Raw genomic sequence first — 24,342 nt, 5'->3', positions numbered from 1 at the left:
GGGAAATTGGCTTTTTGCTCATAATTTACGAATAGGACTAGTAAGAGAGATAATAACTTCAATGACCTTTGTAGTTGATGCCAAAATAAATATTGCAACCGGATTAAAATCGGAAATTAATCCACCTACTAGTGCTCCTAATGGCATAGCCAAACGAGTAAGCACACGTGAAAATCCTAAAACTCTTCCCTGCATATTGGTGGGGACTGTTTCCTGTCGGACGGATGCTACAATAGTATTCCAGGCTATATTACAAATCATAGCAAGACCAAATGAAATGCCCGGCGCAAGCCAATATTCACTCCATATTGCATAGGTCAATCCAATTGCTCCCACAGCAAGAAGGGTTGGAATAAGGATTCCCCTTCGAAAGCGTTGTTCAAGTGGAATAACAATGATACTTCCTAAAAGACCACCTACCCCAATTAAAGTATAATTAATCCCACTTTCTTCAGCAGATAGATTTAATGTAGAAAGTAAATAATACATAAGCCCACCTAATACAGCGCTAGCGCCAAAGTTTCCCACCATTGCTTGAAGAGATAAAGCAAGGTTAAGGCGATCATTCATTAACCATTTTAGCCCTTCTCTCATATCATTCCTTATAGTTTGCAATGGCTTTTTTGCTCTATCTGTAGGTTTCTTCTTTTCTAATTTTGGCAATAGTAATACAGCAACTAGAGTAGCCATAAAAGAGATAGCATTTATCCAGAGGGCATTAATCCCACCCATTAAAGCAATTATAATACCGGCTAATGTGGGCCCTGCTAAACTAGCAATTTGATTAACCATTTGGTATGCGGAATTGGCTCGTGTTAACGATGGACCTGCAATTTGTGGAATTACTGTAATAGTCGCTACGTCAAATAACATCGATAGTACAGCTAAAATAAAAGAAATAGTATATAGATGCCATAGTTGAAGTACGCTCAAGTTATACAGGAGAGGAATTAAGGATACTAAAATAATACATCCTGCATCAGCAACCCACATTAATTTCCGCCGATCAAAACGATCCACTACTACTCCTACGATTGGACCAAATAAAACAATAGGTAACACACCGATAGCAAAAAGTGAACTCATAATTATTGCTGATCCAGTTAACTTATAGGCAATCCAAGGAAGAGCAAACGTATAAAGGGAATCACCTATCCTGGAAATCAGTAAACCAAAAATAAAAATCACGTAGGTACTAGGAAAATGTGTAGTTTTTGAAACTAGATTTCTGCTTTGTGCATTCGGTTTCAACGATGAGTTAAAGTTTGTTTCTTTCTTCATTATCGAATCTAATTTACCTCCTTTTTTAGTAGCATAACTTATATTAACTGGCAGTAAGCCCCTTACTTATCAAATATTTAATAAAGTATAAAATTCTTTAAAATACAAAGGTATCCCTTCTTTTAATCAATTATTCATTTTGCTGTAAGTGCCTCTTTATGCTAAGTTAACGTTTGTCACAATATAAAACTTCTACCTTTTTGTTACGTTGATTGTTTATAAATTGGTATTTTATGTATTATACCTTCTTTTCGGGGGATGGGAAAAAACAACCAATTATTGATTTGTGTCTCTCGGATTTTCCAGAAATTTTCGCTATCCATAAAGGGTTTAGTGATAAAGAAATTAAAAAATTTACAAATGGAACTTATAAGTCTAAATAAATAACAAAGTAATGGAGGAATGAAGAATGAAGATTGCTGTATCTGAGTGGAAAGCGTTGAAAAAAGAGACAAAGTTAAAGCTATTGCGTTATGCGATGTTAGAAAGCAAGTATAAGTATGCAAAATAAAAGCTCTTCATTTGCAAAAAGCAAACAAAGAGCAAAGTCATGAGTGACCGTCGAGGAAAGAAATTGGCAGATTTCTTTCCTCTATATTTTAACATATTAAAAGTTGTAGAGAAAAGGGGGATGTAGAATGGAAGAAGGGCGTATTTCCTTTCAGCAAGGGTTTAAAGAGTTTCTTATTATGATTGTCTATTTTTGGTTCATTATGTTTCTCATGTATGGTGAAAGCCTGTTACAATAGTCAAGAATAACTTGGGTACAAATTAATAATGAAATGGGGAAAGATAATAGATGAAAGCAACCGGAATGACTAGAAAAGTAGATGAATTAGGACGTGTAGTACTTCCAAAGGAACTTAGAAATACACTTGGTATTAAAGAAAAATCACCATTAGAGATTTTTGTAGAAGGGGAAGATATTATTTTACAGAAGTATCAGCCTGGTGGTGTTTGTGCATTAACAGGAGAAGTGTCAAATCGTAACAAGGCATTAGCAAATGGTAAGATCACATTAAGTCCAGAAGGTGCAGAACTATTAATAAAAGAAATAGAACAGTATCTTGTAAAATAAGTGCTCCTTTCAAAGGGCTTTTTTAGTAAAGATATTTAAAATTTCACGTACCGTAATATTTAATAAAAAACAAGATACATAATCAATAGTCTACATTGAATTTTATGTTGAACTCATCTGCTAAATGGAGTCCCTTCTCTTTTGTCCAGAATCCTGTAGGCGTTTTTTTTAATTCCCACTCTTTAAAACGATTTGGATATAATTCATTCAACATATGATAAGGACGACTACCCCAAAATTATAGCGCATTTAACATAACAAATGGACTTGATTTCCAAAACTTTATACAAGGAGTTTGGAGTCGATGTTTTAACAACCATTTTTGTGAATATACATCTATTAACTCTTCACGAGACAAGTAAACGGACCTTTATTTAATACTTAAATTATCATTCCGATTTTTACCACAAATTCTTTTTAATTGTATAGTAGGTGAGAATTTTCTGTACTTATTTCGTTTTAGCTTCCATACTTTATGTATGTAGTGCATTCTTATCAATTTTCCCCATTACTTTAACTCGTAGGGGCATTAACTTTAGAACTCTGCTAATGGATAAGCAAGTTAATAATTATACTTGAAAATGGAGTGATACGATGAATAAGACGTATGATGTCATCATTACCGGTGCTAGATGTGCCGGCTCTACCCTGGCAATTTATCTTGCTAAGGCAGGTTTCCATGTGTTGTTAGTGGACCGAGCGAATTTTCCAAGGGACACATTATCAACCCATACCTTTTTCAATAATACTGTCGCTCTTCTTCGAGAAACCGGTGTCCTGGACAAGTTATTGGAAACAAAAGCACCGCCGGTACGGGATATTAAATTTCAATTTGAGGATACCGTGATAGAAGGTCTCATTCCTGAGGTTTACGGAGAGGAAAGTTGTTATTGTATTAGAAGAACTTATCTCGATCATATTCTACTTGAACAAGCCAAATCCCAAATGAATGTAACTGTTTTAGAAGGATTTCGTGTGACGGATGTCATCCGTGATGACGAAACAGTGATAGGCGTGAAAGGTTTAGACGGCGACAACGAGAAACAAGAATTTTTAGCTCGCCTGGTAGTCGGGGCAGACGGCCGATCCTCTATTATTCGCAAGCTGGTAAAAAGTGAACTGAAAATAAGTATTCCGGCAACAGTCGGCATCTATTTCGGGTATTTCTCTGGATTTCGCCACGATAATGTCCCTAAATTTGAAGTATACAAGATAAAAGATAACACAGCCATTCTCTTTCCAACGAATGATGATTTATATGTAATTGTCGGCATTTTCCCATTAGAAAATAAGGAATTGATAGAACGGTTGAAATTAAATCCGGAAAGCTGTCTACGCAATTTCTTTACAGATAACTTTCCGAATACAACAATTGGGGCGCGCTTGAAAAATGCAGAACTAGTAGAACCGGTCAAAGGCATTCTCGGATATGATAATTACTGGTATAAAGGAATGGGAAAAGGATGGGCGTTGGTTGGAGATGCAGTTTGTTTTAAAGATCCTGGCATGGCGCAGGGTATCCATGATGCTATATGTGGAGCACGTATATTATCCAATATTCTATCAAAATATAAGGGACAATCCGATCAATCAAATCAAATGTCTGAAGAATATCAAAAGGCAATAGAAGATGAGTTTATGGTTCGGTTTCACATGGGATGCCAAATTTCGAAGAATGAACGCATATCTGAACAACAGGATGCTGTCAACAAGCTAATCAGTTCCCATCCAGAGGCTATAGAGAAGTTTTTAGGGATTTACAATTATGCAAACGAGCCCGCTGCTTTAGAAAAAGAACTCGCACGAATTATGCAATCGATCTAGCAATGATTTTAGAGATTAAGTGATTTAAGTACAAAAATAATTCACTTGTAACAATACATCTAGAAAGATATACCTTTCGAACATATTTAAAGATTACAAAGAAAAATGAATTTTACAAAACATACAAAATATTAAACTCAAAAAAACCAGCGATATTATACACATGTACTGATATAACTGGTTTTTTATATGGATATTTGATGGCCAATTTTACAAATTATAAAAAATTACAAGCTAAGTTTTACATTTTCACAACAATATTTTTGTAATATTATCTTTCTTTTCCCTCTGTTTGATTGGCTTGGAACTCCATTTTTAGCGCAATACTATCCCCTTGGAAAACGTTTTGATCTGTTCCGTTATCCTCAAATATAAACTTTATCCAAAACCAATCCATTTTCCCAGGTTTTAATCCCCCTGTTTCAGTCCACTTAGAATGAAATACTTTTTTGGAGACAATCTCTGAACTTTGTGATTTTAGTTCTGCAAGTGTTGTCTCGTATACAGGGCTTTTTGCAGGATCCCAATCCCAAAGAAATTGTACTTTAATATGTTTACCGAAATCTTCTGTAGTATTATTTTGTTTTAAGTCGTTTACAGTATAGTCGATTTTCATCATGATATCTTTAATATCTAATGTACCACTATTTTTTAAATTGAATTTCTTTAATATTTTGTCCCCAGGTTTTAAATTTTCTAAGTTAAGTGAAGTAGTTGGTTGCATAGCTAAATCCAATGTACCTGCAGCAAATGAATTATTTGTCACTACTTGATCGCTAAAATATGCATATGTTCCCCCACCAATTAAAGATAAGCCAAGAGCGGCTGAAACCACTCCAACACCTAATTTCTTTTTCAATGACATTTTTTGTTCCTCCCATATTATTTTTATAATCTTTCTCCCTAATCAACCGAAAAGGTCCCCTTAATACAGATATACCATGAATTGTTAAAAAATTATATTAAAAGCAGAAAATTCCTTATTGAGAAAATCATGTTATTATCTATCTTCTGTAAATGAAACGTCCCAAAAATAGAAAAGTTGAATTTATAATTATCAAAACCTCTGCCAAAAACAAATTAATATTAACTACCCTTTATGATTAGAATTATTTATTTCTTCAGGAGTATTCTAATGCTCCAAAAGGTACACCTTTTGAAGTTTATTAAAATCTAGCTAAATTAGTGCTTCGAAAGGTTCAAAATTGCATTTTTAAAGTGCTAAATAATTAATGGTACCTTTTGAAATATTATTGGTTTCATTTCATTAGAAACACTTACGGCTATATAACCAAAAAATGTGATATAATATCTATTGAACATATGAATAGGATAACAACTACCTGCTGTTGGCAAGTAGCAATTTATCTAATGAGAAGATCACTTGTTTCCAAGACAAGTGATTTTTTTATATACATTACCTATACTATTTTTGAAATCCATTAGATATTTTAGTTTCCTTAATTTATATTGTGTACTCATTTCCCCACTCCTTTGATTTAAATATTATATCCCGTTTTCAGCAGCATCGAGTTATAGTATCGACTAGATATATAATAAATATTGTTTAATCTAAAAGTCACTGTTATAGTCACCTTTTATAAATCCTTCTTCACTAGAGTCAAATGAATATCGCTTTTCATATCCAACTTCATATTCTTCCATGTAATTTCGTTCTTAATGTGTAAAAGTATAAACGTGGACATTTACACTTTTACACAAGTTCACAAAAATAATACAACAATAAATTTTTATATTGTAATATAATTGAATAGAATTCGTTATATACAAACAGGAGGGATTTCATTGGAAGGATTTGATGATGAGCTACGCCAAATTGATATGGATCAAAAAGAAGCAATACTAGTTGTAAGGGCTTACAAAAGGTATTTAGCAAAAACAGATGAAGATAGGGAATATGGAACAGAAGTTATTGAACGTATTAGCAATAGTGATACTACTCGTGAGGATGCTGATTTTATTATAAGATGCACGGAAGTTATTGATGATTTTATTGATAAAGTTGTCGAGGAGAAAGTAGCAAATAAAAGCTAACCTATACTACTATAGGAAACCCCTCCTCAAAAAACTTCTAACATATAGACTACAGATTATCTCTAAATGAGCTTGTTGCTTTACGAATGAAACATTTGCATTTTTAGAACTATACATTATCTATTCCTGAACTAGTGACCCAATATATCACAGCGATAATTCACTCTTTGTTTTTTGACACTTTAGGTTCGGAATCTATCTTTGGAGTTATGATGAAGATGTACCAAGATTTCTCACGGGAATCTCTATTCAAAAAAATGATTAGTTTGGAGATAAAGCGGGCAAATTTGAGGAAAGGGATCTCTGCATAACATTTTCAAAATACTTTTATTTTAAAGATGATCCAGAAGCAATTAGGATTTAAAACTCACATATAATTCTTTAGTCGAAAAGGAATAAAAAACTAGTTTGTTAGACAAACCGCTTTTTCTTTTTACACTTTTTTCTTTTTGGTAAGTCAGGAAACTTCTTCATTGTGTCAACAGCATGCATGAGCGTGAAATATGGATGTTTTAAAATCATTTTCGGTCCGCTCTTTTTCATAACTTCCTTAACTAAACCTTTCATATCTGGTTTATAACAATGAATTTTGCAATTTTGACATGCTGGTTTCTTTTCTTGAAATGGACATTTGGATAAACGAAAATAAGCATAATCTTTTAATTTTTGACATTCTTCACATAGAGTATTTTGTTGATGTTCGTTTTTACAATACATATCAATCATAATGCTAATTGTTTTCTCTTCACGTTCAATTCGATTCATAAATTGGCGCCTCCTGTTTCAAAGTCTCTCTGCTTTGATTGTAAAACTTTTTTAGAGAGTCTACTTGAATTTTTAATGACAGTTTTTCTAATGTTTATCTCTTTCCTAAGACTTAAATATGGTCCTTCTTTTTCTTGTGAGCTTCGGGTACTTCAACGACTTGAATAGCAAGAGTTCACTTGATTTTTCCACGTTATTAATTGATTCTATTGGAAGGTGAGGAGTATTTGAAGTTTACTGCTATATCAAATAATTCAGCCTAGAGCACGCAACCAGCGTTTTGTTTTAGGGCCACTATACAATTTTTAAATTAATGAATATGTGGTGGTACCGCTTTTTATAAAATTGGCTTTTAAGCGGAATAAATGTTAAGTTAACTTTACATTTTGTTAATTATGGTATACATTGAGGTAAGAGGTGGCGAACTTGACTATTTTTAACAAAGTAAAGGAAATTAGAGCTCGTTTTAATTTCACACAAAGTGTATTAGCTGAAAAAGTTGGAGTGACGAGGCAAACGATCGCAGCAATTGAAAAAGGGGATTACATCCCTTCATTATTACTAGCATTGTCAATTTGTGATGTGTTTGATTTGAAGATGGAAGAAGTGTTTGTATTAAATAAGGAGGAAGAAGAGGATGAATAGATTGATGATTTCTTATGTGATTAATGTACTTATTATGGCATTAGCATGTTGGGTATTCATTGAACTTTATTACGGCATTATAGAACTTGCCAATATTATTAAAGCTAAGAAAGTAGCCTTTGAAGTATCATTAAATATTACACCAGTCTTATTCTTATTAGTTATAGGTATTGTAATAACAATTTTTTATAAAATACAGAGGAAGAAATATAACGCTCTTTCATATCTGATGTATCCACTATTGTTTCCCCTAGAAGACGAACGTGAAAAGTTAATTACTGAAAGAGCTTGTCGTACAGCATTTGTTTCACTGTGGTATGTGTTAATCATCGCAATTGGATTTTTAGTGCTTTCTCCTATTTTTAATATGTATATTCCAGGATATCCCTTATACATTGTATTTAGTGTTTTCTTTATTCAAATGACAGTTTTTTATTTATCTTTATACCGAAATAAAATAATGTAAAGTGAGACCCTCTTGTAAAAGCAAGAGGGTTCCTTTATATGCATGATTTATAGTGATTCCCTTAACAATTTTCTATTTTCTAACATATCATTTAATAGAATCTGTCCCATCATCATTACAAAGTTATCCCTGGTTTTTGTATAGTAGTCATTAAGTTTTAATAGATAGTCTTTCCTGGGGACATAGGTGATTACAAATCCACGGTTTACTTCTTTAGGCAAAGGAATATATATATTTTTAACATCCTGGTTTGTATTGTTGGGATTTTTAAATAATAAATCATTTAGATTACTAAAAAATTCTTTTCCATTAGAGATAGGTTGAATTTTTTTAGCTATGTGAACACCATTATTATTTTTATTTGAATCTATTCCCCATAAAATTACACCACCAGAAGCATGAGAAAAAAACGATATAGCTTTTTCGTAATTCTTTTTATCATCTATTGAAAGGGTACTAGTTGTACAATTTTTTTTGCATTGAAATGTAAGGAATATATTCTCTTCTTGTTGTGTAATGAGCATTTTTTGAATGTATGAAAATCCTTCTTGTTGAAGCTTTATAAAAATCTTCTTCGCATTCGCCAAATTAAACATTCTCCTTTTCTGCTTTGTAGCAAAATATTTAAAAGAGTAAATCAAAACAAGTAAACTTTGTATAGGAAATATATTTTTTAAAATTCTAATGCTTTTGATTTATTTTTTATTGTATTAATATCCTGGCATTGTTGGGAGAGCTGGGCACATTCATGAAAAGCAAAATGTTTACATCCTACACATTTCGCTTTATTCAAATGTCTTAAAGCACAGTTAATTGCTTCTCCTGTATGATAAAAAAAGTTCTCTTTTCCAATCTCAGCATATAATCCATTCTTAATTAGAGTTGTTTTCAACTCTGATTGAGCCCCTGAGATGAGAAGTACGCCACCTTGTTTTTTAAAATGTTGGACAATATTCCTAAAGTAGGCTTCGCCTGTTGTGTCAATAAAAGGAACCTTGCCCATACGTAAGATTAGAATTTTGGGTCTATAATGAATTGTCGCTAAAATGTTTTGTTCAAATGTTTGCGCAGCTCCAAAAAATAATGGACCTTCTATTGTGTAAATACTAATTTGAGGGCAATCATGAGCATTATTTACCACATGCGGTAATAATTTTTCATTCTTTGTTGTATGATCAGGAAGCACTTTTGACATCACAAGCATATTACTCATACGTTTTGTAAACAAAATAATAGCTAAAATAAGACCGATTTCCACAGCTGTTGTCAAACTTGTAAATACAGTAAGGGAAAATGTTACTAGTAATACAAGAGAATCTCCGGTCTTCATTTTAAGTATATGAACAAAATGCTGTTGCTCACTCATATTCCACGCTACAACCATTAAAATAGGAGCCATACTAGCAAGTGGGATGTGGGAGGCGTATGGAGCTAGCAGTAGAAGCGTAAATAACACAAATACTCCGTGAATCACACCGGACATGGGTGAAACAGCGCCACTTTTAATATTCGTTGCTGTTCGAGCAATTGCTCCAGTCGCCGGAATTCCTCCAAATAATGGGGTAACAATATTAGCAATTCCTTGACCAATAAGTTCTTTATTACTGTTATGTTTACTATTTGTCATCCCATCTGCGACGACAGCAGATAAAAGGGACTCAATACCGCCCAACATAGCAATAACAAACGCAGGGCCAATTAAATGTTGGATACGCTCTATTGTGATCTCTGGTATATCAAACTGAGGTAGTGTATTTGGAATCGTACCATATGCTGTACCAATAGTAGGTACATGACCTGAGAAAAATATAGTTGCAATTATAGTTGAAATCAAAACACCTACTAATGAACCCGGTACTTTTGGCAAAATTTTTGGTGTTACGAGTATAACGAAAAAGCAAATCAAAGCAGTTACTACATTATAAAAATTAGTGGTACCGATATGAGTAAATATTTCTTTCAAGTTTGCTATAAAGTCCTCATGTTTTTTTATGCCTGTTAAACCTAAAAAACTAGCAATTTGTCCAGTGAATATAATAACAGCAATACCTGAAGTAAAACCAATTGTTACAGGACGTGGTATGAACTTAATTAACGAACCTAATTTAAAAATTCCCATAAGGCATAAGATAATTCCAGCCATCAAACCAGCGAGTAGTAAATTTTCATACCCATAAGTAATGACAATCCCTAAAAGAATGGGAACAAAAGCCCCTGTAGGCCCTCCAATTTGATACTTTGAACCACCAAATAGAGAAATAAGTATCCCGGCAATACACGTTGTATAAATTCCATACTCTGGTTTTACACCAGAAGCTATGGCAAAAGACATAGCAAGAGGAATCGCAACAACTCCAACAATCAGTCCTGAAAGAAGATCTTTTTGAAAATGCCCTAATGAATATCCTTCAAACCTTCCCGTAAATAAACCTCTCATTACAAACCCTTCTTTTCTCTTTTTAATAAACTCGGATTACAACTATGTGTCGCATTCGTTTTATACAGGAGGATTTAATTTTTATCAAAGAAAACGACATCCTAATACTTACTATAAGTTTTGCTTAAATGACGTTCTAATTTTCCTATATCTCCACCTTGTTGTACATGGAATTGTAATCTTTCCGCTAGAAGTTCTCCAGCTCGACTATCTAGCTTCTTCGTATCAATAAACGTAGTGACTTTTACTTTATCTGGAGTAATATCTCTACGAAACATCTGTCCTGGAATTTCAGTCCAAAAACGATTCCATTCTTCTAATAATCCTATTTGATCAAACAAAAAGTTCTGAATGCCGCATAACCATGCTGTACAAGCTGTATTCCTTTTTTGACATCCAATACCATCTTGTAAATGTTGACATGAAAAGCAACAAGAATATCCACTTTTAATGCAAACATTACAAACGTGATGAGCTCCTATAGAGTGAAATATCTCAATTCCATGTTGGATGATATCTTCTCTTTTAGCCTCATTGCTCAATTTATTCCTCCTTTACCATTTCGTTTTCTGCTTCATCTAGCTCTTCTAACATAGAAATTGTATCAATTAAATGATTGTTAAAAATTTTCCGCGCAACCACTAATAAATTCATAATCATAGGATCTCGAAGGGAGTATAATACTCGTTTTCCATCTTTAGTGCCAACAACAATATTTTTCGCGCGTAATACACTTAATTGTTGAGAAACTGCAGAACCTTCTTTTTTAAGAATGCTTTGAATTTCATTTACACTTTTTTCACCTTCTGATAGAAGTTCCAAAATACCTATTCGTAAAGGATGCGATAAAGCTTTAAAGAAATCTGCTTTAAATTGTTGCATTTCGGTTCCCATTAAAACACCTCAAGTATATATTTACATTTAACATTTCAGAAGTATCCTATACATCTTCAAATGTTTGAATATGTATAGGATACTTCTAAAGCCAAGAATTATCAATACAAATTTAGAAACTTAAAATAGGTAAATAAATGGTTTTTGGTTGAAATTACGATTCTTTCTTTCGTACACAAAAATCCTATGTGTCCTAGACTATATTTCTAGATAAACCTTATACCTACAGGTTCAGAGGCTATTGAATAAGGGAGAAATAATGAATTTACATGAATAGACTCAAATAACATAAAAGCATTAAAGGAAAGAGGATTTACGGATTTATAAGAACGGAATATTTATGCAAGTAAAGGTGAGCTGTGAAAAAATGTAACAATCTAGTTATAGTATGACGAATAAAGAAAAGAACCCGTTAGTAAAAAACGGATTCTTTTCACTAGGTGTGCAAGAAATTCAAGGTGACTAGAATAAAATCACTTGTATTTTTTTAGGGCACGCACAAGTTTGAAAAAATATTTATTTGAACGTAAAAAGGGTTTATTCAAGATAAAGAAGCTTTTTGAAAAAGTAGGTGGACACCTAAAGGGAATTATTGAAAGACAAATTAATTTTGGTGGGTTACTTGAAGATTCGAGGGCAATTGTTATGCTACACATTGATAAATAGTAGGTTACTTATAAATTTCCTGAATTAGTAATTTTAGAAATTAAAGAAGATGTATAGACTTCATATCCCTAATTCGGATTCACTATATTTGATAGATTACCTGTATTTGTAAAAGAAATATTAAATACAAAGAGGTATTAAAACTACAAAAATAGAATATATAAATTTAAAGATAATTTTAAGGTAAATAAATCCATTAAAAGGTGATAATTTAGTATGTTTACAAAAAATTAGTAGAAATTAATAGTAATGTTTTGTTTGTTGATGTGTATAGGTGGGATTAATGTTAAGAATATTCAATATTAATAATATCAATTTACTATAGTTTACAATTATGTAAAACTATAACCAGGATGGATTTTCTTTAAAACTTATCACTAATAAAGATTTAAAGAAGTTTTTGTTTCATTTTCCATCAAGAAAAAAGCCAATTTTTATATTCATTGGCTTCTTTTAAATCCATACTCTTTTTCATTTATAATTTTACCACATCATCAAAATTTGTATAGAAAAATAATTTAAAAATTCAGACTAAAACACCCGTTGTTATGAATGGAATTGTAGGATTGTTTGGAGTTGGGTTCAAAAATGAATAGACTTGTTCAAATGGGATGAATCAAATCTATTAGAATTAGAAAGCGTTGTCATTAGTGGTGTAATATTGGCAACTATTATACCGCAGAGATTGGAATTATGAATAATAGAGAAATGAGAATTTGTATTTTAGATTTGCAAGATCATCATACTAGTTGTGTACATAAATATTGTATTGATGATTGAAAAATTGGAAAAGCAGCATGTCAAATAGGAACGGAATTGATTTTTGATGAAAAGGCCGCTAAAAGAAAAATAAAATTGAAGTGGGATTACATTTGCTAGCAAGCGCTGGTGTTAAGAAGGAATGGATATGTATAAGAAATGTACATCAATTTGAATGTCAAATAAGTAGTTTACGTAAACAGCAAAATCAATGTGGCTTGTAAATAATTAATTAAAAGTTGTAATAGAAGTGATAAGGATAGAAGTATTAATGGCCTTATTATAAGTATTATCTGAGAAACTAGCAAGAATTGTAGATAACGTAGTAGGATGCGAGAATTTATCAAATAAAATGAGGTGAATGAAACATGAAAGTAATTACGAAAAAAGCACAAGTGATACCCTTAGAGGGGGAGGAGTTTTGTAATCTTCAAGCGGACGCAGAACAGTATAATGCGGAGAAGTGTAATATAGAAAGAGAGTATATCAAGCTAGAAAAAAAATCAGTTAAAAATCGAACGACAGAAGAAAAATGGGATGAAAGATGCAAACAAGCAGTTCAATTATTTAATCAAGGGACCGAATATCCAGACATTGCGAAAATAGTAGGGTGCAAAGTGAGTAGTTTGTATAGAGAGCTCAAGAAACGTGGAGTATTAGAAATGCCAAAGCAAGCGGCACCCTCTAAAACATTAAGGTCACCCATAATACCAGCAAAAACAAAAAAATCTAAGTTTGAACGATATAAAGAGTATTATATGTATAAGTAGAAGGATTAAAGGTTATATAGTTATGTATCTGAATAATAACTGCATCTTAGATTCTCTATTTTTAATTTTTCATAAAGTACACTTTTAGACGTTACATTTAAATTCTTATCAACTCAGTTTTGGGGAATTAGCAAAGATATCAAAATATCAAAAACATACATTTGAATAAATATTAAGGAATTTTTGAGCACTTGCTCCTTAATTGTCGCTAATATGGTTAGTGCTACACACTCTTATGAAATGTATTAATCAAGCTGTACACCATATATAATTAATAGTCTTAATATATAGGTAAATATATATGATTTCTGCAAATGGAGGAGATATATAATGTTAACTGAATTACAAAAAAAGTTTTTCTCAAAATTAAAAATTCCCCCAAGAGAAAATGTGAAATTTGAAGATTTACATAGAATTCTTTTGCAGATGGGGCACTTATTACCTTATGAAAACTTAGACATCATGGAAGGAAATACGAAAGAATTTTCTAGAGAAAATATTGAAGAAAAGCTGCTTTTAAAGAATCGTGGTGGATTATGCTATGAAATTAATTCTTTATTATATTATTTTTTGTGTGATTGTGGATTTAATGTGTATCGAATAGCTGGAACTCTATATGATTCAAAAACAAGAAAGTGGAACCCTGATGATGGCCATGCACTAATCGTTTTACAACACAAATATGAAAACTATATTATAGACGCCGGTTTTGCATCCTATCTCCCTTTACATCCTGTTCCTTTTCACGGTGACAGCGTGACTTCTGTAACGGGTGAATATCGTGTTCGTAAACAAAATACGGAGAAAGGAACCCATGTATTAGAAATGAAAAAAGGAAAAAATGGAGAAACTTCACATTTTTTTGATTCGGATCTTAGTGATACCTGGTCTATCGGTTATGCTTTTTATTTAAATGCAATTAATGAAAAGAAAGTGAATGCTATACAAAACATGGTTATAGAGCATCCAGAATCACCAGTAAATAAGGCGAATATTATTTGTAAATTAATTGAACACGGGCATATTGCACTTACTAAGCAAAGTTTTACAGAAACCCGGCATGGAAAGAAAATTAAAAAAGAAATAACAGAGAAACAATATCATCAAATACTTAAAAATGAATTCAATATTTTTTAGACAAGTAAGATGTAGAAAGTAAACTATAAGATTTTCAACGCATTACGCCCTCATTTGTATAAAAATGGGGGTTTTTAATTAATAAGTGCTTAAAAAATTCTAAAATATTTTTATTTTTATGAATTTTTCTATTGTTAATAGGATAAATTCAGCGATATATAACTTAAATTTATAACGAAATACTATAAATGCTTATTGAATAACAGTGAAAATAACATCAAATATATCCATTTTATTAAAATAGTACTACATTCATAGGGAATTTGTTCAATTGTATATAGAGAGATATTATTTTAAATAGTTATTAATAACGAAAGAGGAGAGGGAAAATTATGTTCAATCAAAGAACAAGAAATGGCGTCAAAAAAATCCTAGCAATTACAGCAGCTAGTACGGTGTTTTCGATGTTTGGATCATCAATTTCTATCATAGAGGCGGCGTCTGCTCCAGGAGTTTATGTTACACCTAAAAATAGTGTTTCTTCAGATATTATTAGTATAGACTGGTCTCCTGTTCAAACAGCACCTTATACATATTGGGCTGTACATAACTGGAACCAGGGGGGAGAAGCTGGTGGGTATGCTGGATTCCAACAACAAAGCGGTTTTGATGAAAATGGAAAGCGTACTTTGCACTTTGCAGTTTGGGATCCTATTTCTTCTAAGGAAGCAATAAAAGCAGAATATGTATCCCCTACATCAGTTGCAAGTAATTTTGGTGGAGAAGGAACAGGTCTTAAAATTCAGACGACATATGATTGGAAGAATTATAATTGGTATCGCATGACAATGCGTTCTTGGCAAGAGAATGGACACACAAAATTTGGACAGTGGTTAAAAGATGTTTCAAAAAACCAATGGAAGCTTATTGGGATTATGGACTTTCCAGTTCCTAACGTTACATTTAACTATGGACAAACGCTGTTTCAAGAAGACTGGCTTGGTAATGGACAAGATGTAAGAGAGGCACGTGTAAAAAATGGATATGGAAGAAATATCTCAGATAAAAAATGGACATCTTGGAATACTCAATCAATAGAGGGGCAAGAGCCATTGAATAATAATTGGGATGGGGGAGCTACTTCAGAATATCTTTGGTTTAAGGCTGGGGGAGACTCTCGATCAACTATTGGAACAGGAAAAACATTTACGTTAAATCAACCTAGCCAACCTGAAATAGGAAAACTAGATTATGATGTAAAGTCTATGTATTATGAAAATGAAAAATTAAATATAACTTGGCAATTAAAAGATAGTAGTACACCTCAATTTAAGGGGAAAATTGAAATTTATAATAATGAAAATATGACGGGCCAACCGATTAACGTAATTAATGATATTAAATCTTACCAAAATGGAATCAGTCAATCTATATCATTACCAACAAATACTTATGCAAAAATTGTATTAACAGATATATTTGATCAAACTGTGGAAAAAAAGGTGAAAATCAAAAATGAATCTCCAAACATTTTAGAAGGGGATCGGTTTGCATGGTCGATGAAGGGTATAGGAGATTTTGAATTTGCAAAACTTGATTTAAATAAATCAACAGAAGAATTGCAAGTTAGTTTAATAGCAGGTACACCACACAATTATTTTGATAGCACGTATGCAAGTATTAAAGTACAGGATACATCAGGTAAAGTGGTATATAACAAAGAGATTTATGGGAATAACAAACAAAATGCTGAATCAAAAACAGTCCCAGTAAAAGTAGGCAATTTTATTGAGCTTACACACCTAGAAGGTGGAGAGAGAGCGACATTAACAAATCTGGATAATAATAAATGCGAAAGCTTTGATAAAAAAGTAATATATGAAGTTACAAAGGATGGCCTGAAGAAAGTAAATCAAATTGTTAATCCGAAACCGGACACAGAAGCTCCAACACAGCCACAAGGATTATATGCAAGCAATGTTGCATCAGACAGTGTAGAGCTAAAATGGAATCCTTCTACAGACAATGTGGGTGTAAAAGAATATCAAGTGTTACGTGATGGACAATTAATTCAAACAGTACAAGAAACAAAGTTTACTGATCAAAACCTTACAGTTAATAAAGAATATAAATATACTGTAAAGGCTGTAGATACGGCTGGAAATATCTCGGTTCAAAGCAACATCCTTACAGTAACAACAAAGAGTCAAAATGTAATGTATGAAAAATGGGATCCTAAAAAGGCATATACAAAAGGAGATAAAGTAGAGTATCAAGGGAAATTTTATGAAGCGGTTCAAAGCTATCAAGGAAATGGGGATCCTACTTGGATATTTGCCTTGTCTTTATGGCAACCATTTAAACTAATATAAAAGTCTTTTACTTAAATTTTATATATTAGTTAAGTGTTCGCAAAAATATGTTTAGATTTTAGCAGAAGATTTCAAAATTGTAAGGGAAAAACTTAAAAACTGTATATAAAGTAAATGGTAGTAAAAATACCAAATCTGAATTTTGTTAAGAAAATGTACTGAAAAAATTGATTATATCAAATGGGAAATAGCTTTATCACTGAGAGAAAAAAACTGTACACAGGGCATCTAAAAAGATACCTTAGCAATAACGACAATTAGGGAGAAGTATTAACTAAGGTATCTGGGTGGATGGTTGCATAGTAAATATGCAATTTTGAGCATTGTTGAATGTATTGGGATATTCAATAAGTTCAGAGTAACACAAAGTTTCTGTTAATTCAGCCGGTAAATTTGTCCAAAAATACGGGTCTATAAATCCACTTTTTATCTCTAGTGTGGATTTATAGATCCTAACAAACGTGTGATTTGAATTTAAAGTAATACCTTTAGAGACTTTTACTTGTCTATTATGAAAATTACACGATTTAGGGAAGTTTCTGAGCATATCGTTAAGATTAGACCACAGGATAAATATAATACTTAAATCATGAGAATCGACAATATCTATGCATATCTTGTCATAACACCAAGACTTTTGGTAACTCTTTATTAATTAGGGGAGAGGTCGTGTTTGATGAGAATGATAATCTGATTAGGAGGCATAGAGATGGAACTAACTAAATTGGAAAAGGTAATTGTTATTAGTACATTTGTTCAAGGGTTAGGTGAGGAATTCCTGGAAAATAGCAAGGAAACCCATTCTTTAAAACAACTACTTAGGGAGATAGAAAAGGTGTTTAATGATTCAACACCGGATCAAATGCGAGAAGCAGCTGAAAGTGTGTTAGAAAAATTCATTTATGATTTAATAAAAGAAAACAATCTTCCACTACTAAAAAATTAATTAAGGCTTAGTGCGAGAACGAGAGGGCAGTAAGGCAATGCCTATAAGGAATCGTTACCGTATCCCTATAAAAATTAATATCAAGCTTGCATAAGGAATGATATATAAAGAGTTTATTCTCTTTATATATGCCAAAAGTCAGTTACTTGTTTTCGAGAATCATGTTTTCTAACAATCTTCATTATTTTTTGCATTGTATTTGGTGATGGTACATAATCCTTGTCATTACACAGTTGGCCTAATGTATTTCTGTTTACTTTACTAGCTTTAGAAAAATCCTGAATTGAGTAATCGTAGCTAGCTAAAAATTTAGCTAGCTTTGTTCTATGTCTTCCAATACCTCTACCCCACACGCTAATCTCCTCCATAATCTTTTTTAATCATCCTTGTCCAAAATGCAAAAAACTATACGCAATTGCAAAGAAAAATTTGCATATTGTACAAGCTATTCACAATAAGATGTATCAAGGTTGCTACCAAATTAGCTATCAAGGTAACTCTACCAAATTTCTAAGTTTGTAAGCCCATGTATCATCAACATTCAAAATTCTGTTTATAAAGGGGAAATTTATATGTTAACTACATTTATCTCTTTAGGAGCTTTAGGAGTAACGACAATTGGAGGGGCGTTGTTAGAAAAGCATCTTGTGAAAAATGATCATGTTGCAGCAGCGAAACTTGTAAGTGATGGAATATATCATGGAATGAGGATAGGTGGAGTTTGTTTCATTGGTTATGTATTCATTCAAATTGTGGAGATGTTTTAAGGAGGAAATTACATGGGGATTTTAAAGGATTGGCTTCATAAACAAAGTTTGAAGAATCGACTTATAGAGGTATTTACAAAGGCAGGTTTATATGTAGACCATCAAATAAGAGGTGGAAAAGTACCCATTTATCCGAAGATACATGACATTTTTTCCTCGAAAGAAAAGGTTCGATACATATTTACCATTCCAAACGGATTAGATCCGAAAAATATTGAAAAGAAGTGGTTTTGCTTTCAACAAATATTAGGGCGTAATGTAGCAATTGAAGGTGATATTAAAAGGTTTGTACTTAATGTGTTTCTTTCGGATGCTGGGCTACAAGCATACAATTACAGTTATAAGAAGTGGCAGCCATTACTTATACAACATCATCTTCCTGTAATTGTGGGGCGTGACCAATTTGGAAATATGATTACGTATGACATGATTGCTTCAAACACGCCGCATCTTCTAATTGCAGGAGAGACGGGGAGCGGGAAAAGTAGTATGGTACGCGTTGTACTGTCTACACTTATTCAATATATGTCTCCTGATAAATTACATTTGTACCTGGGCGATTTGAAGAATTCCGAATTTCATTTCTTGCGAAGGGTGAAACACGTAAAAGAGGTTTGCATGGAAGAAATAGAAATGAAGATTATGCTGCAGAAAGTGTGGAAGGAAATACGCGAACGTAGAAAATTGATGGAAGAGTATGAAGTAGATCATATTGACGAATACAACAAATTAAATCCTGATAATCAGAAACCATATATCTTACTTGCTATCGACGAAGTGGTTATGTTGCAAGATGAAAAGGAATGTATGTCTATAGTTGAAAAAATATCGGCAGTCGGAAGGGCACTTGGAGTTTTTTTAATGCTAAGTATGCAACGACCTGATGCAAAAGTGTTGGATGGTAAGCTAAAGCTCAATATGACGGTTAGAATGGGCTTTAAATGTGATAGTACAATTAATAGTAATATTATGGGTACTCCTGGTTCAGAACGCTTGGAGCAATCTGGCCAAATGATATTAAAGTTAAATGGATTAAAGAAAGTACAATCTCCTTATTTAGAATTAAGTAAAGCCAAGAAGATAGTTGAACCTTATCGCGTTCCGAAAGAGAATATAAAGTTGCAAAACCTACCACAAGAAGAAAATCAATTATTCGGGGTGTTAGATTATGAGGAATAGAGACAAAGCCATACTAAACAATTTGAAGCGTTTTAGATGTATGTCTCGTGATGACATTATTGATTTGCATTTTCAAGGATTAAAGAACGCGGTTACATGCTGTAATACGGTGATGAAGCGATTAAGAAGAGATGGTCATGTGAATGCCAATATCTCGCAACAGCCATACATTTACTTCCCTCAATCCAGCACACTTCGCAAAACTAGCCAAAAGATTCCCCACTTTCTAGGCATATTAGATGTGTATAAACAGCTTATCTATTATGAAAAACCTAAACTGTTTAAAGTGGAGCCAAAGTACGGTAAAGAATTCATGGAACCTGATGCATTTACAATTTGGCGTAGATCTCCATTTTTCATTGAAGTCCAGAAGTCAGTTTACAGCAAAAAAGTTATGCAAGATAAAATAAATAGGTATGAATTATACTTCCACAGTCAGGAATGGCATAACGAATCTTGGCAGCCAAAAGAATCTAAATTCTTTCCATCAATACTTATAATTACTGAAAAGTATTATAATATCAGCTCTTTTAGCCTACGTATTTTTCAAGCTTCTTCAATTAGTAATTTCTTGAATAGCCTTGCTGTAAAAGCACAGTAACAGTCCCTAATTAGGTTTTTCTCTCTAAAGAGGTTTCTTAATTTACATCTACGTTTATTAGGTCATCATTGACTGAATTAGTTCATATATTATTTTGCCAATGTGAATTCTAATACAGTTTCTGTTATTAATACAAGTAGCAATGCTGTTATCGCAACAATTTCAGTATATACACTCCTTAGTGGTATTTCTATAACACTAAATGGTTAAAAATCTTTTGTAGTAATAGAAGTATTTTTCGGAATCTATTTCTTAACGATTCGTCTCTCATCAATAACATATGATAATTGATATTAATCAGTATCTTTTATTTGATACAATCGTTTGATTAGGCGTTCTTAAGTAGTGTTTGTTAACCTTCCGGGAACATAGTTACTTTCAGCGCATCGTCTCTTTAGTTACCGAATCAATTCCACATACTTTTGGTAGAAGGAATATTACCTGGGATTTCGAAAAATGTTTACATATCCTTATAACAATAATTGATATTGGATGTTTTCTACCTTAAAAGCTAGTTAGGCGATAAAAATAACATGAATGGACATAATAAGTTTGGTAAATTCATGTATTACTTTTTTAATCCTAGGTATTATATTGCTTATAAAAGGATGTGTTAGAAGTGAGAATTGGAGTAGTTAAAGAGATAAAAAAGGGAGAAGCACGTGTAGGAATGACCCCTGAAAATGTTCGGAAGTTAGTTGAAGAAGGGCATCAAATCTTAGTAGAAAAAGATGCAGGTATTGGATCAGGATATACAAATGATGAATATACAGGCGCAGGTGCAAATTTAGTAGCACAAGGAGAAGCTTGGGAAGTCGATATGGTAGTTAAAGTAAAAGAACCATTACCTGAAGAATATCGTTACTTTAAAAAAGATCTTATAATCTGGGGTTTTTTACATCTGGCTGCGTCGAAAGAGTGTGTCGAAGCACTGATAAATGCTGGTACTACTGCAATTGCAGGAGAAACAATTAGCGAAGATGGTGTTTTGACATTATTAAAGCCAATGAGTGCAATTGCTGGGCGTCGTGCTGTATTCATGGGAGCATATTATTTAGAAAAACAACATCAAGGAGAAGGGATTTTATTATCAGGTATTGAGGGAATTCCTGCCGGAAATGTAGTTATTTTAGGTGGAGGAAATGCTGCAACTAATGCCTGTGATATGGCAATTGGAATTGGATGTAGTGTTACAATCCTAGAGGTTAATCAAGAAAGAATTGCATATTTAAGAAAGCAATACGTAACAGAAGAAGTAAATATAATTGAATCTAATACTGAAAATCTAGAGCGAACGATTAAAGAAGCAGATTTATTTATTTCAACAATTTTAATACCAGGATCTCGCCCTCCTAAAATTGTTAAAGAGTATATGGTTCAATCTATGAAGCCAGGAAGTGTCATTGTGGATATTGCAATAGATCAAGGTGGTACGGTAGAGACAGTCGATCATTATACAACTCATGATAATCCTATATTTATTAAACATGATGTAGTCCATTATGCAGTACCAAATATGCCTGGTGCTACTCCACGTACTTCAACTATGGCGTTGGCAAATGGAAATATTGAGTATTTACTAGAAATAGCTAAAAATGGATTAGAGAATGCAATCCAAAATAAACCGGCTTTAGCGACGGGGATAAATATTTACAAGGGTACTATAACTTATGAGAATTTAGGTGCAACACTAGAGTTAGATTATAAGCCATTGAAAGAAGTGTTAATATGAGTAATGAGATTTTACCACTCAACATTGGGAATATAAAAAAGGCACAAAAAATTTTAGATGGAAATGCTAGAAAAACGCCTTTGGTTAAATCTTTCTATTTAACCAGTAAAACCGGTGGAGAAATTTATTTGAAGTTAGAAAATATGCAGTTAACGGGTTCATTCAAGTTTCGTGGTGCATTTAATAAAATTTCCCAACTAACAAATGAAGAAAAAGAACGTGGTGTAATCGCTTGTTCAGCTGGAAATCATGCACAGGGTGTTGCATTATCTTCTCATTTACTTAAAATTCAAAGCAAAATTGTGATGCCAACCTCTGCACCGCAAGCTAAAGTGGATGCGACGAGAGGATATGGTTCTGAAGTTATTTTATACGGTGATACATTTGATGATGCAAAAGCGAAATGTGAAGAAATTATAAAAGAAACAGGCGAAACATACCTACATCCATATGATGATGTAGAAGTAATGGCTGGCCAAGGGACAATTGGGTTAGATATTCTGGATGATATGTGGGATGTTGATACTGTTATTGTTCCGATTGGTGGAGGAGGAATTATTTCAGGGATTGCTGTAGCACTGAAATCATTTAATCCCTCCATTAATATTATTGGAGTTCAAGCTGAAAACGTACACGGTATGAAAGCTTCTTATGATGCTGGAGAAATTGTATCACATTATAAAGCTCCAACAATAGCGGATGGTTGTGCAGTTAAAATACCTGGAAATTTAACCTTTGAAATTGTAAAAAACCTAGTAGATGAAATTGTAACTGTATCGGAAGAAGAATTAGAAGTAGCGATGAAAGACTTATTGCAACGCGGAAAGGCTGTCGTAGAAGGTGCGGGAGCATTAGCAACAGCCGCTCTTCTTGCAGGCAAAGTTGATAAATATGTACAGGGTAAAAAAGTAGTAGCGGTTATTTCAGGTGGCAATGTGGATTTAAAACGTATTTCAAGTGTATGTGAGCATTTCTTTGTTGCCAATGAAGTAAAATAACGATTGATGAATGTATATAATAAGTTGATATTGCTAAAAAAGAGCTAGGATGAAACATCTTAGTTCTTTTTTGTAATGTCAGGATACTATTGAGACAGAGTTTGTTTAAAAACAAACTCTTATACAAGGGGTACAGCCACATCGCTATCAAGGGTTCTGGTGCAAAAAATATAACACTTGTGCAATGAATCTGTAAATCTTGGACATACTGATACTATTACTCTACAAAAGGGTGTGTGATCAGTATGAAAAAGGAAACTTTGTTTAAATGGAAGCACTATCAGCCAGATATTATTCTATTAACTGTACGTTGGTACCTACGGTACAATCTTAGTTTTCGTGATTTGGTAGAAATGATGGAGGAAAGAGGACTATCCTTGGCTCATACAACGATTATGCGGTGGGTCCATCAATATGGGCCGGAGTTAGATAAGCGAATTCGACGTCATCTCAAACAAACGAATGACTCCTGGAGAGTAGATGAAACGTACATAAAAGTAAAAGGACAATGGATGTACCTATATCGTGCCGTTGATTCTGAAGGGAACACGATTGATTTTTATCTCAGTAAATCTAGAAATCATAAGGCTGCAAAGCGATTCTTCAAGAAGGCTTTGCGGTCTTTTCATGTTTCAAAACCTCGTGCAATTACAGTTGATAAAAATCCCGCCTATCCCATTGCTATCAGCGGGTTGAAGAAAGAGAAAAAAATGCCGTTAGGCATTCAAATCAGGCAGATAAAATATCTAAATAACATCGTAGAGCAAGACCATCGTTTCATTAAAAAACGTATACGCTCTATGTTAGGACTTAAATCTTTTCGCACAGTTACATTTATTCTTGCAGGAATAGAAGCCATGCATATGATACAAAAAGAACAGATTGATTTACGGGATCAGTCTGTTCAAAATCAAAAACAATTCATTCATCAATGTTTTTTGGAATGTATCCTTTATTTGCACCAGAACCAAAAATAAGGTGTAAGTGTTAAAGATATGTTCTAGTGGAGAAGAAGTAATGGTATGGATTT

General features: G+C 32.9%; 24 protein-coding genes and 1 pseudogene. 17 read left to right on the top strand and 8 right to left on the bottom strand.

Features of this window, described 5'->3' with window-relative positions; genetic code table 11:
* Window positions 1–18: 18 nt before the first annotated feature.
* The gene (locus OXT04_RS14360) at window positions 19–1,281 is read right to left on the bottom strand and encodes an MFS transporter (RefSeq protein ID WP_267415471.1); all 1,263 of its coding nucleotides are present in this window, start codon (window positions 1,279–1,281) and stop codon (window positions 19–21) included.
* A gap of 799 nt (window positions 1,282–2,080) precedes the next feature.
* On the opposite strand from OXT04_RS14360, the gene OXT04_RS14355 reads away from it, so the two are divergent.
* A complete protein-coding gene (locus tag OXT04_RS14355; protein ID WP_061660628.1) occupies window positions 2,081–2,359 on the top strand; it encodes an AbrB/MazE/SpoVT family DNA-binding domain-containing protein in 279 nt (92 codons plus the stop codon).
* A gap of 594 nt (window positions 2,360–2,953) precedes the next feature.
* A complete protein-coding gene (locus tag OXT04_RS14350) occupies window positions 2,954–4,183 on the top strand; it encodes an NAD(P)/FAD-dependent oxidoreductase (RefSeq protein WP_001044754.1) in 1,230 nt (409 codons plus the stop codon).
* Window positions 4,184–4,454: 271 nt separating this feature from the next.
* Here the strand turns inward: OXT04_RS14350 and OXT04_RS14345 are convergent, their stop codons facing one another.
* A complete protein-coding gene (locus OXT04_RS14345) occupies window positions 4,455–5,048 on the bottom strand; it encodes a TasA family protein (protein ID WP_098380209.1) in 594 nt (197 codons plus the stop codon).
* 941 nt (window positions 5,049–5,989) lie between these two features.
* Between OXT04_RS14345 and OXT04_RS14340 the strand changes: the two genes are divergently transcribed.
* Both OXT04_RS14340 and OXT04_RS14335 read left to right on the top strand, forming a co-directional pair.
* Window positions 5,990–6,238, top strand: coding sequence for a hypothetical protein (locus OXT04_RS14340; RefSeq protein ID WP_151614229.1), 249 nt, complete (start codon window positions 5,990–5,992; stop codon window positions 6,236–6,238).
* Between the two features lie 44 nt (window positions 6,239–6,282).
* Window positions 6,283–6,615 (top strand): annotated as a pseudogene (locus OXT04_RS14335) (integrase); the annotation flags it as partial.
* Window positions 6,616–6,649: 34 nt separating this feature from the next.
* On the opposite strand, the gene OXT04_RS14330 reads toward OXT04_RS14335, so the two are convergent.
* A complete protein-coding gene (locus OXT04_RS14330) occupies window positions 6,650–7,003 on the bottom strand; it encodes a nitrous oxide-stimulated promoter family protein (RefSeq protein ID WP_001079536.1) in 354 nt (117 codons plus the stop codon).
* Between the two features lie 426 nt (window positions 7,004–7,429).
* Here OXT04_RS14330 and OXT04_RS14325 point away from each other — a divergent pair, with 426 nt between their 5' ends.
* Both OXT04_RS14325 and OXT04_RS14320 read left to right on the top strand, forming a co-directional pair.
* Window positions 7,430–7,648: a helix-turn-helix transcriptional regulator gene (locus OXT04_RS14325; protein WP_050822708.1), complete on the top strand. Its 219-nt coding sequence runs from the start codon at window positions 7,430–7,432 to the stop codon at window positions 7,646–7,648.
* A complete protein-coding gene (locus tag OXT04_RS14320) occupies window positions 7,641–8,114 on the top strand; it encodes a DUF2178 domain-containing protein (RefSeq protein WP_098251487.1) in 474 nt (157 codons plus the stop codon). Before OXT04_RS14325 ends, OXT04_RS14320 begins: the two co-directional genes overlap by 8 nt.
* Before the next feature lie 47 nt (window positions 8,115–8,161).
* Here the strand turns inward: OXT04_RS14320 and OXT04_RS14315 are convergent, their stop codons facing one another.
* From OXT04_RS14315 to OXT04_RS14300, 4 genes are all read right to left on the bottom strand, one after another.
* Window positions 8,162–8,701 carry a hypothetical protein gene (locus OXT04_RS14315; protein WP_098854680.1) on the bottom strand — a complete coding sequence of 180 codons (540 nt, stop codon included), beginning with the start codon at window positions 8,699–8,701 and terminating at the stop codon, window positions 8,162–8,164.
* A gap of 86 nt (window positions 8,702–8,787) precedes the next feature.
* Window positions 8,788–10,551: a SulP family inorganic anion transporter gene (locus tag OXT04_RS14310; protein ID WP_098566844.1), complete on the bottom strand. Its 1,764-nt coding sequence runs from the start codon at window positions 10,549–10,551 to the stop codon at window positions 8,788–8,790.
* 101 nt (window positions 10,552–10,652) lie between these two features.
* Window positions 10,653–11,093 (bottom strand): hypothetical protein, encoded by a 441-nt coding sequence (locus OXT04_RS14305; RefSeq protein ID WP_000064031.1) that lies wholly within the window; start codon window positions 11,091–11,093, stop codon window positions 10,653–10,655.
* 1 nt (window position 11,094) lies between these two features.
* The gene (locus tag OXT04_RS14300; RefSeq protein ID WP_000536397.1) at window positions 11,095–11,445 is read right to left on the bottom strand and encodes an ArsR/SmtB family transcription factor; all 351 of its coding nucleotides are present in this window, start codon (window positions 11,443–11,445) and stop codon (window positions 11,095–11,097) included.
* Window positions 11,446–13,238: 1,793 nt separating this feature from the next.
* On the opposite strand from OXT04_RS14300, the gene OXT04_RS14295 reads away from it, so the two are divergent.
* From OXT04_RS14295 to OXT04_RS14280, 4 genes are all read left to right on the top strand, one after another.
* Window positions 13,239–13,640 (top strand): hypothetical protein, encoded by a 402-nt coding sequence (locus tag OXT04_RS14295; protein WP_016513382.1) that lies wholly within the window; start codon window positions 13,239–13,241, stop codon window positions 13,638–13,640.
* A gap of 330 nt (window positions 13,641–13,970) precedes the next feature.
* Window positions 13,971–14,777, top strand: coding sequence for an arylamine N-acetyltransferase family protein (locus OXT04_RS14290; RefSeq protein WP_016513383.1), 807 nt, complete (start codon window positions 13,971–13,973; stop codon window positions 14,775–14,777).
* Between the two features lie 332 nt (window positions 14,778–15,109).
* Complete coding sequence (locus tag OXT04_RS14285; protein WP_098854679.1) at window positions 15,110–17,089, top strand: DUF3472 domain-containing protein; 1,980 nt, start codon at window positions 15,110–15,112, stop codon at window positions 17,087–17,089.
* A gap of 709 nt (window positions 17,090–17,798) precedes the next feature.
* Window positions 17,799–18,035: a hypothetical protein gene (locus OXT04_RS14280; protein WP_097925372.1), complete on the top strand. Its 237-nt coding sequence runs from the start codon at window positions 17,799–17,801 to the stop codon at window positions 18,033–18,035.
* 122 nt (window positions 18,036–18,157) lie between these two features.
* Here the strand turns inward: OXT04_RS14280 and OXT04_RS14275 are convergent, their stop codons facing one another.
* Entirely contained in the window at window positions 18,158–18,388 is a 231-nt protein-coding gene (locus tag OXT04_RS14275) for a helix-turn-helix domain-containing protein (RefSeq protein WP_000264559.1), read from the bottom strand.
* A 219-nt stretch (window positions 18,389–18,607) separates the two neighbouring features.
* Between OXT04_RS14275 and OXT04_RS14270 the strand changes: the two genes are divergently transcribed.
* The 7 genes from OXT04_RS14270 to OXT04_RS14240 all read left to right on the top strand — a co-directional run bounded on the left by OXT04_RS14270 (window position 18,608) and on the right by OXT04_RS14240 (window position 24,289).
* Window positions 18,608–18,802 (top strand): hypothetical protein, encoded by a 195-nt coding sequence (locus OXT04_RS14270; RefSeq protein ID WP_097925370.1) that lies wholly within the window; start codon window positions 18,608–18,610, stop codon window positions 18,800–18,802.
* Between the two features lie 12 nt (window positions 18,803–18,814).
* Window positions 18,815–19,981: an FtsK/SpoIIIE domain-containing protein gene (locus tag OXT04_RS14265; protein ID WP_098251484.1), complete on the top strand. Its 1,167-nt coding sequence runs from the start codon at window positions 18,815–18,817 to the stop codon at window positions 19,979–19,981.
* The gene (locus OXT04_RS14260) at window positions 19,971–20,582 is read left to right on the top strand and encodes a replication-relaxation family protein (protein WP_016513387.1); all 612 of its coding nucleotides are present in this window, start codon (window positions 19,971–19,973) and stop codon (window positions 20,580–20,582) included. Before OXT04_RS14265 ends, OXT04_RS14260 begins: the two co-directional genes overlap by 11 nt.
* Before the next feature lie 102 nt (window positions 20,583–20,684).
* A complete protein-coding gene (locus OXT04_RS14255; RefSeq protein ID WP_276307927.1) occupies window positions 20,685–20,792 on the top strand; it encodes a hypothetical protein in 108 nt (35 codons plus the stop codon).
* Between the two features lie 409 nt (window positions 20,793–21,201).
* Window positions 21,202–22,314, top strand: a complete 1,113-nt coding sequence (ald, locus tag OXT04_RS14250; protein ID WP_267415427.1) for an alanine dehydrogenase — start codon at window positions 21,202–21,204, stop codon at window positions 22,312–22,314.
* Window positions 22,311–23,312 carry a bifunctional threonine ammonia-lyase/L-serine ammonia-lyase TdcB gene (tdcB, locus tag OXT04_RS14245; RefSeq protein WP_000064086.1) on the top strand — a complete coding sequence of 334 codons (1,002 nt, stop codon included), beginning with the start codon at window positions 22,311–22,313 and terminating at the stop codon, window positions 23,310–23,312. Before ald ends, tdcB begins: the two co-directional genes overlap by 4 nt.
* 245 nt (window positions 23,313–23,557) lie before the next feature.
* Complete coding sequence (locus tag OXT04_RS14240; RefSeq protein ID WP_142338304.1) at window positions 23,558–24,289, top strand: IS6-like element IS240C family transposase; 732 nt, start codon at window positions 23,558–23,560, stop codon at window positions 24,287–24,289.
* Window positions 24,290–24,342 lie beyond the last annotated feature (53 nt).

The sequence above is a fragment of the Bacillus sp. GC_Bacil_1 genome (genome assembly GCF_026540675.1).
In the GTDB taxonomy this organism is placed as follows: domain Bacteria; phylum Bacillota; class Bacilli; order Bacillales; family Bacillaceae_G; genus Bacillus_A; species Bacillus_A cereus.
Note: the sequence above shows the minus strand (reverse complement) of the source record. Positions and strands in the feature narration are given on the sequence as shown.

What these genes read in the sequence shown, in the direction of transcription:
- tdcB (WP_000064086.1), top strand. Translation starts at nt 22,311, where the DNA reads ATGAGTAATGAGATTTTACCACTCAACATTGGGAATATAAAAAAGGCA.
- OXT04_RS14290 (WP_016513383.1), top strand. Translation starts at nt 13,971, where the DNA reads ATGTTAACTGAATTACAAAAAAAGTTTTTCTCAAAATTAAAAATTCCC.
- OXT04_RS14260 (WP_016513387.1), top strand. Translation starts at nt 19,971, where the DNA reads ATGAGGAATAGAGACAAAGCCATACTAAACAATTTGAAGCGTTTTAGA.
- OXT04_RS14330 (WP_001079536.1), bottom strand. Translation starts at nt 7,003, where the DNA reads ATGAATCGAATTGAACGTGAAGAGAAAACAATTAGCATTATGATTGAT.
- OXT04_RS14310 (WP_098566844.1), bottom strand. Translation starts at nt 10,551, where the DNA reads ATGAGAGGTTTATTTACGGGAAGGTTTGAAGGATATTCATTAGGGCAT.
- OXT04_RS14280 (WP_097925372.1), top strand. Translation starts at nt 17,799, where the DNA reads ATGGAACTAACTAAATTGGAAAAGGTAATTGTTATTAGTACATTTGTT.
- OXT04_RS14240 (WP_142338304.1), top strand. Translation starts at nt 23,558, where the DNA reads ATGAAAAAGGAAACTTTGTTTAAATGGAAGCACTATCAGCCAGATATT.
- OXT04_RS14265 (WP_098251484.1), top strand. Translation starts at nt 18,815, where the DNA reads ATGGGGATTTTAAAGGATTGGCTTCATAAACAAAGTTTGAAGAATCGA.
- OXT04_RS14300 (WP_000536397.1), bottom strand. Translation starts at nt 11,445, where the DNA reads ATGGGAACCGAAATGCAACAATTTAAAGCAGATTTCTTTAAAGCTTTA.
- OXT04_RS14360 (WP_267415471.1), bottom strand. Translation starts at nt 1,281, where the DNA reads ATGAAGAAAGAAACAAACTTTAACTCATCGTTGAAACCGAATGCACAA.
- OXT04_RS14350 (WP_001044754.1), top strand. Translation starts at nt 2,954, where the DNA reads ATGAATAAGACGTATGATGTCATCATTACCGGTGCTAGATGTGCCGGC.
- OXT04_RS14270 (WP_097925370.1), top strand. Translation starts at nt 18,608, where the DNA reads ATGTTAACTACATTTATCTCTTTAGGAGCTTTAGGAGTAACGACAATT.
- OXT04_RS14285 (WP_098854679.1), top strand. Translation starts at nt 15,110, where the DNA reads ATGTTCAATCAAAGAACAAGAAATGGCGTCAAAAAAATCCTAGCAATT.
- OXT04_RS14320 (WP_098251487.1), top strand. Translation starts at nt 7,641, where the DNA reads ATGAATAGATTGATGATTTCTTATGTGATTAATGTACTTATTATGGCA.
- OXT04_RS14295 (WP_016513382.1), top strand. Translation starts at nt 13,239, where the DNA reads ATGAAAGTAATTACGAAAAAAGCACAAGTGATACCCTTAGAGGGGGAG.
- OXT04_RS14345 (WP_098380209.1), bottom strand. Translation starts at nt 5,048, where the DNA reads ATGTCATTGAAAAAGAAATTAGGTGTTGGAGTGGTTTCAGCCGCTCTT.
- OXT04_RS14355 (WP_061660628.1), top strand. Translation starts at nt 2,081, where the DNA reads ATGAAAGCAACCGGAATGACTAGAAAAGTAGATGAATTAGGACGTGTA.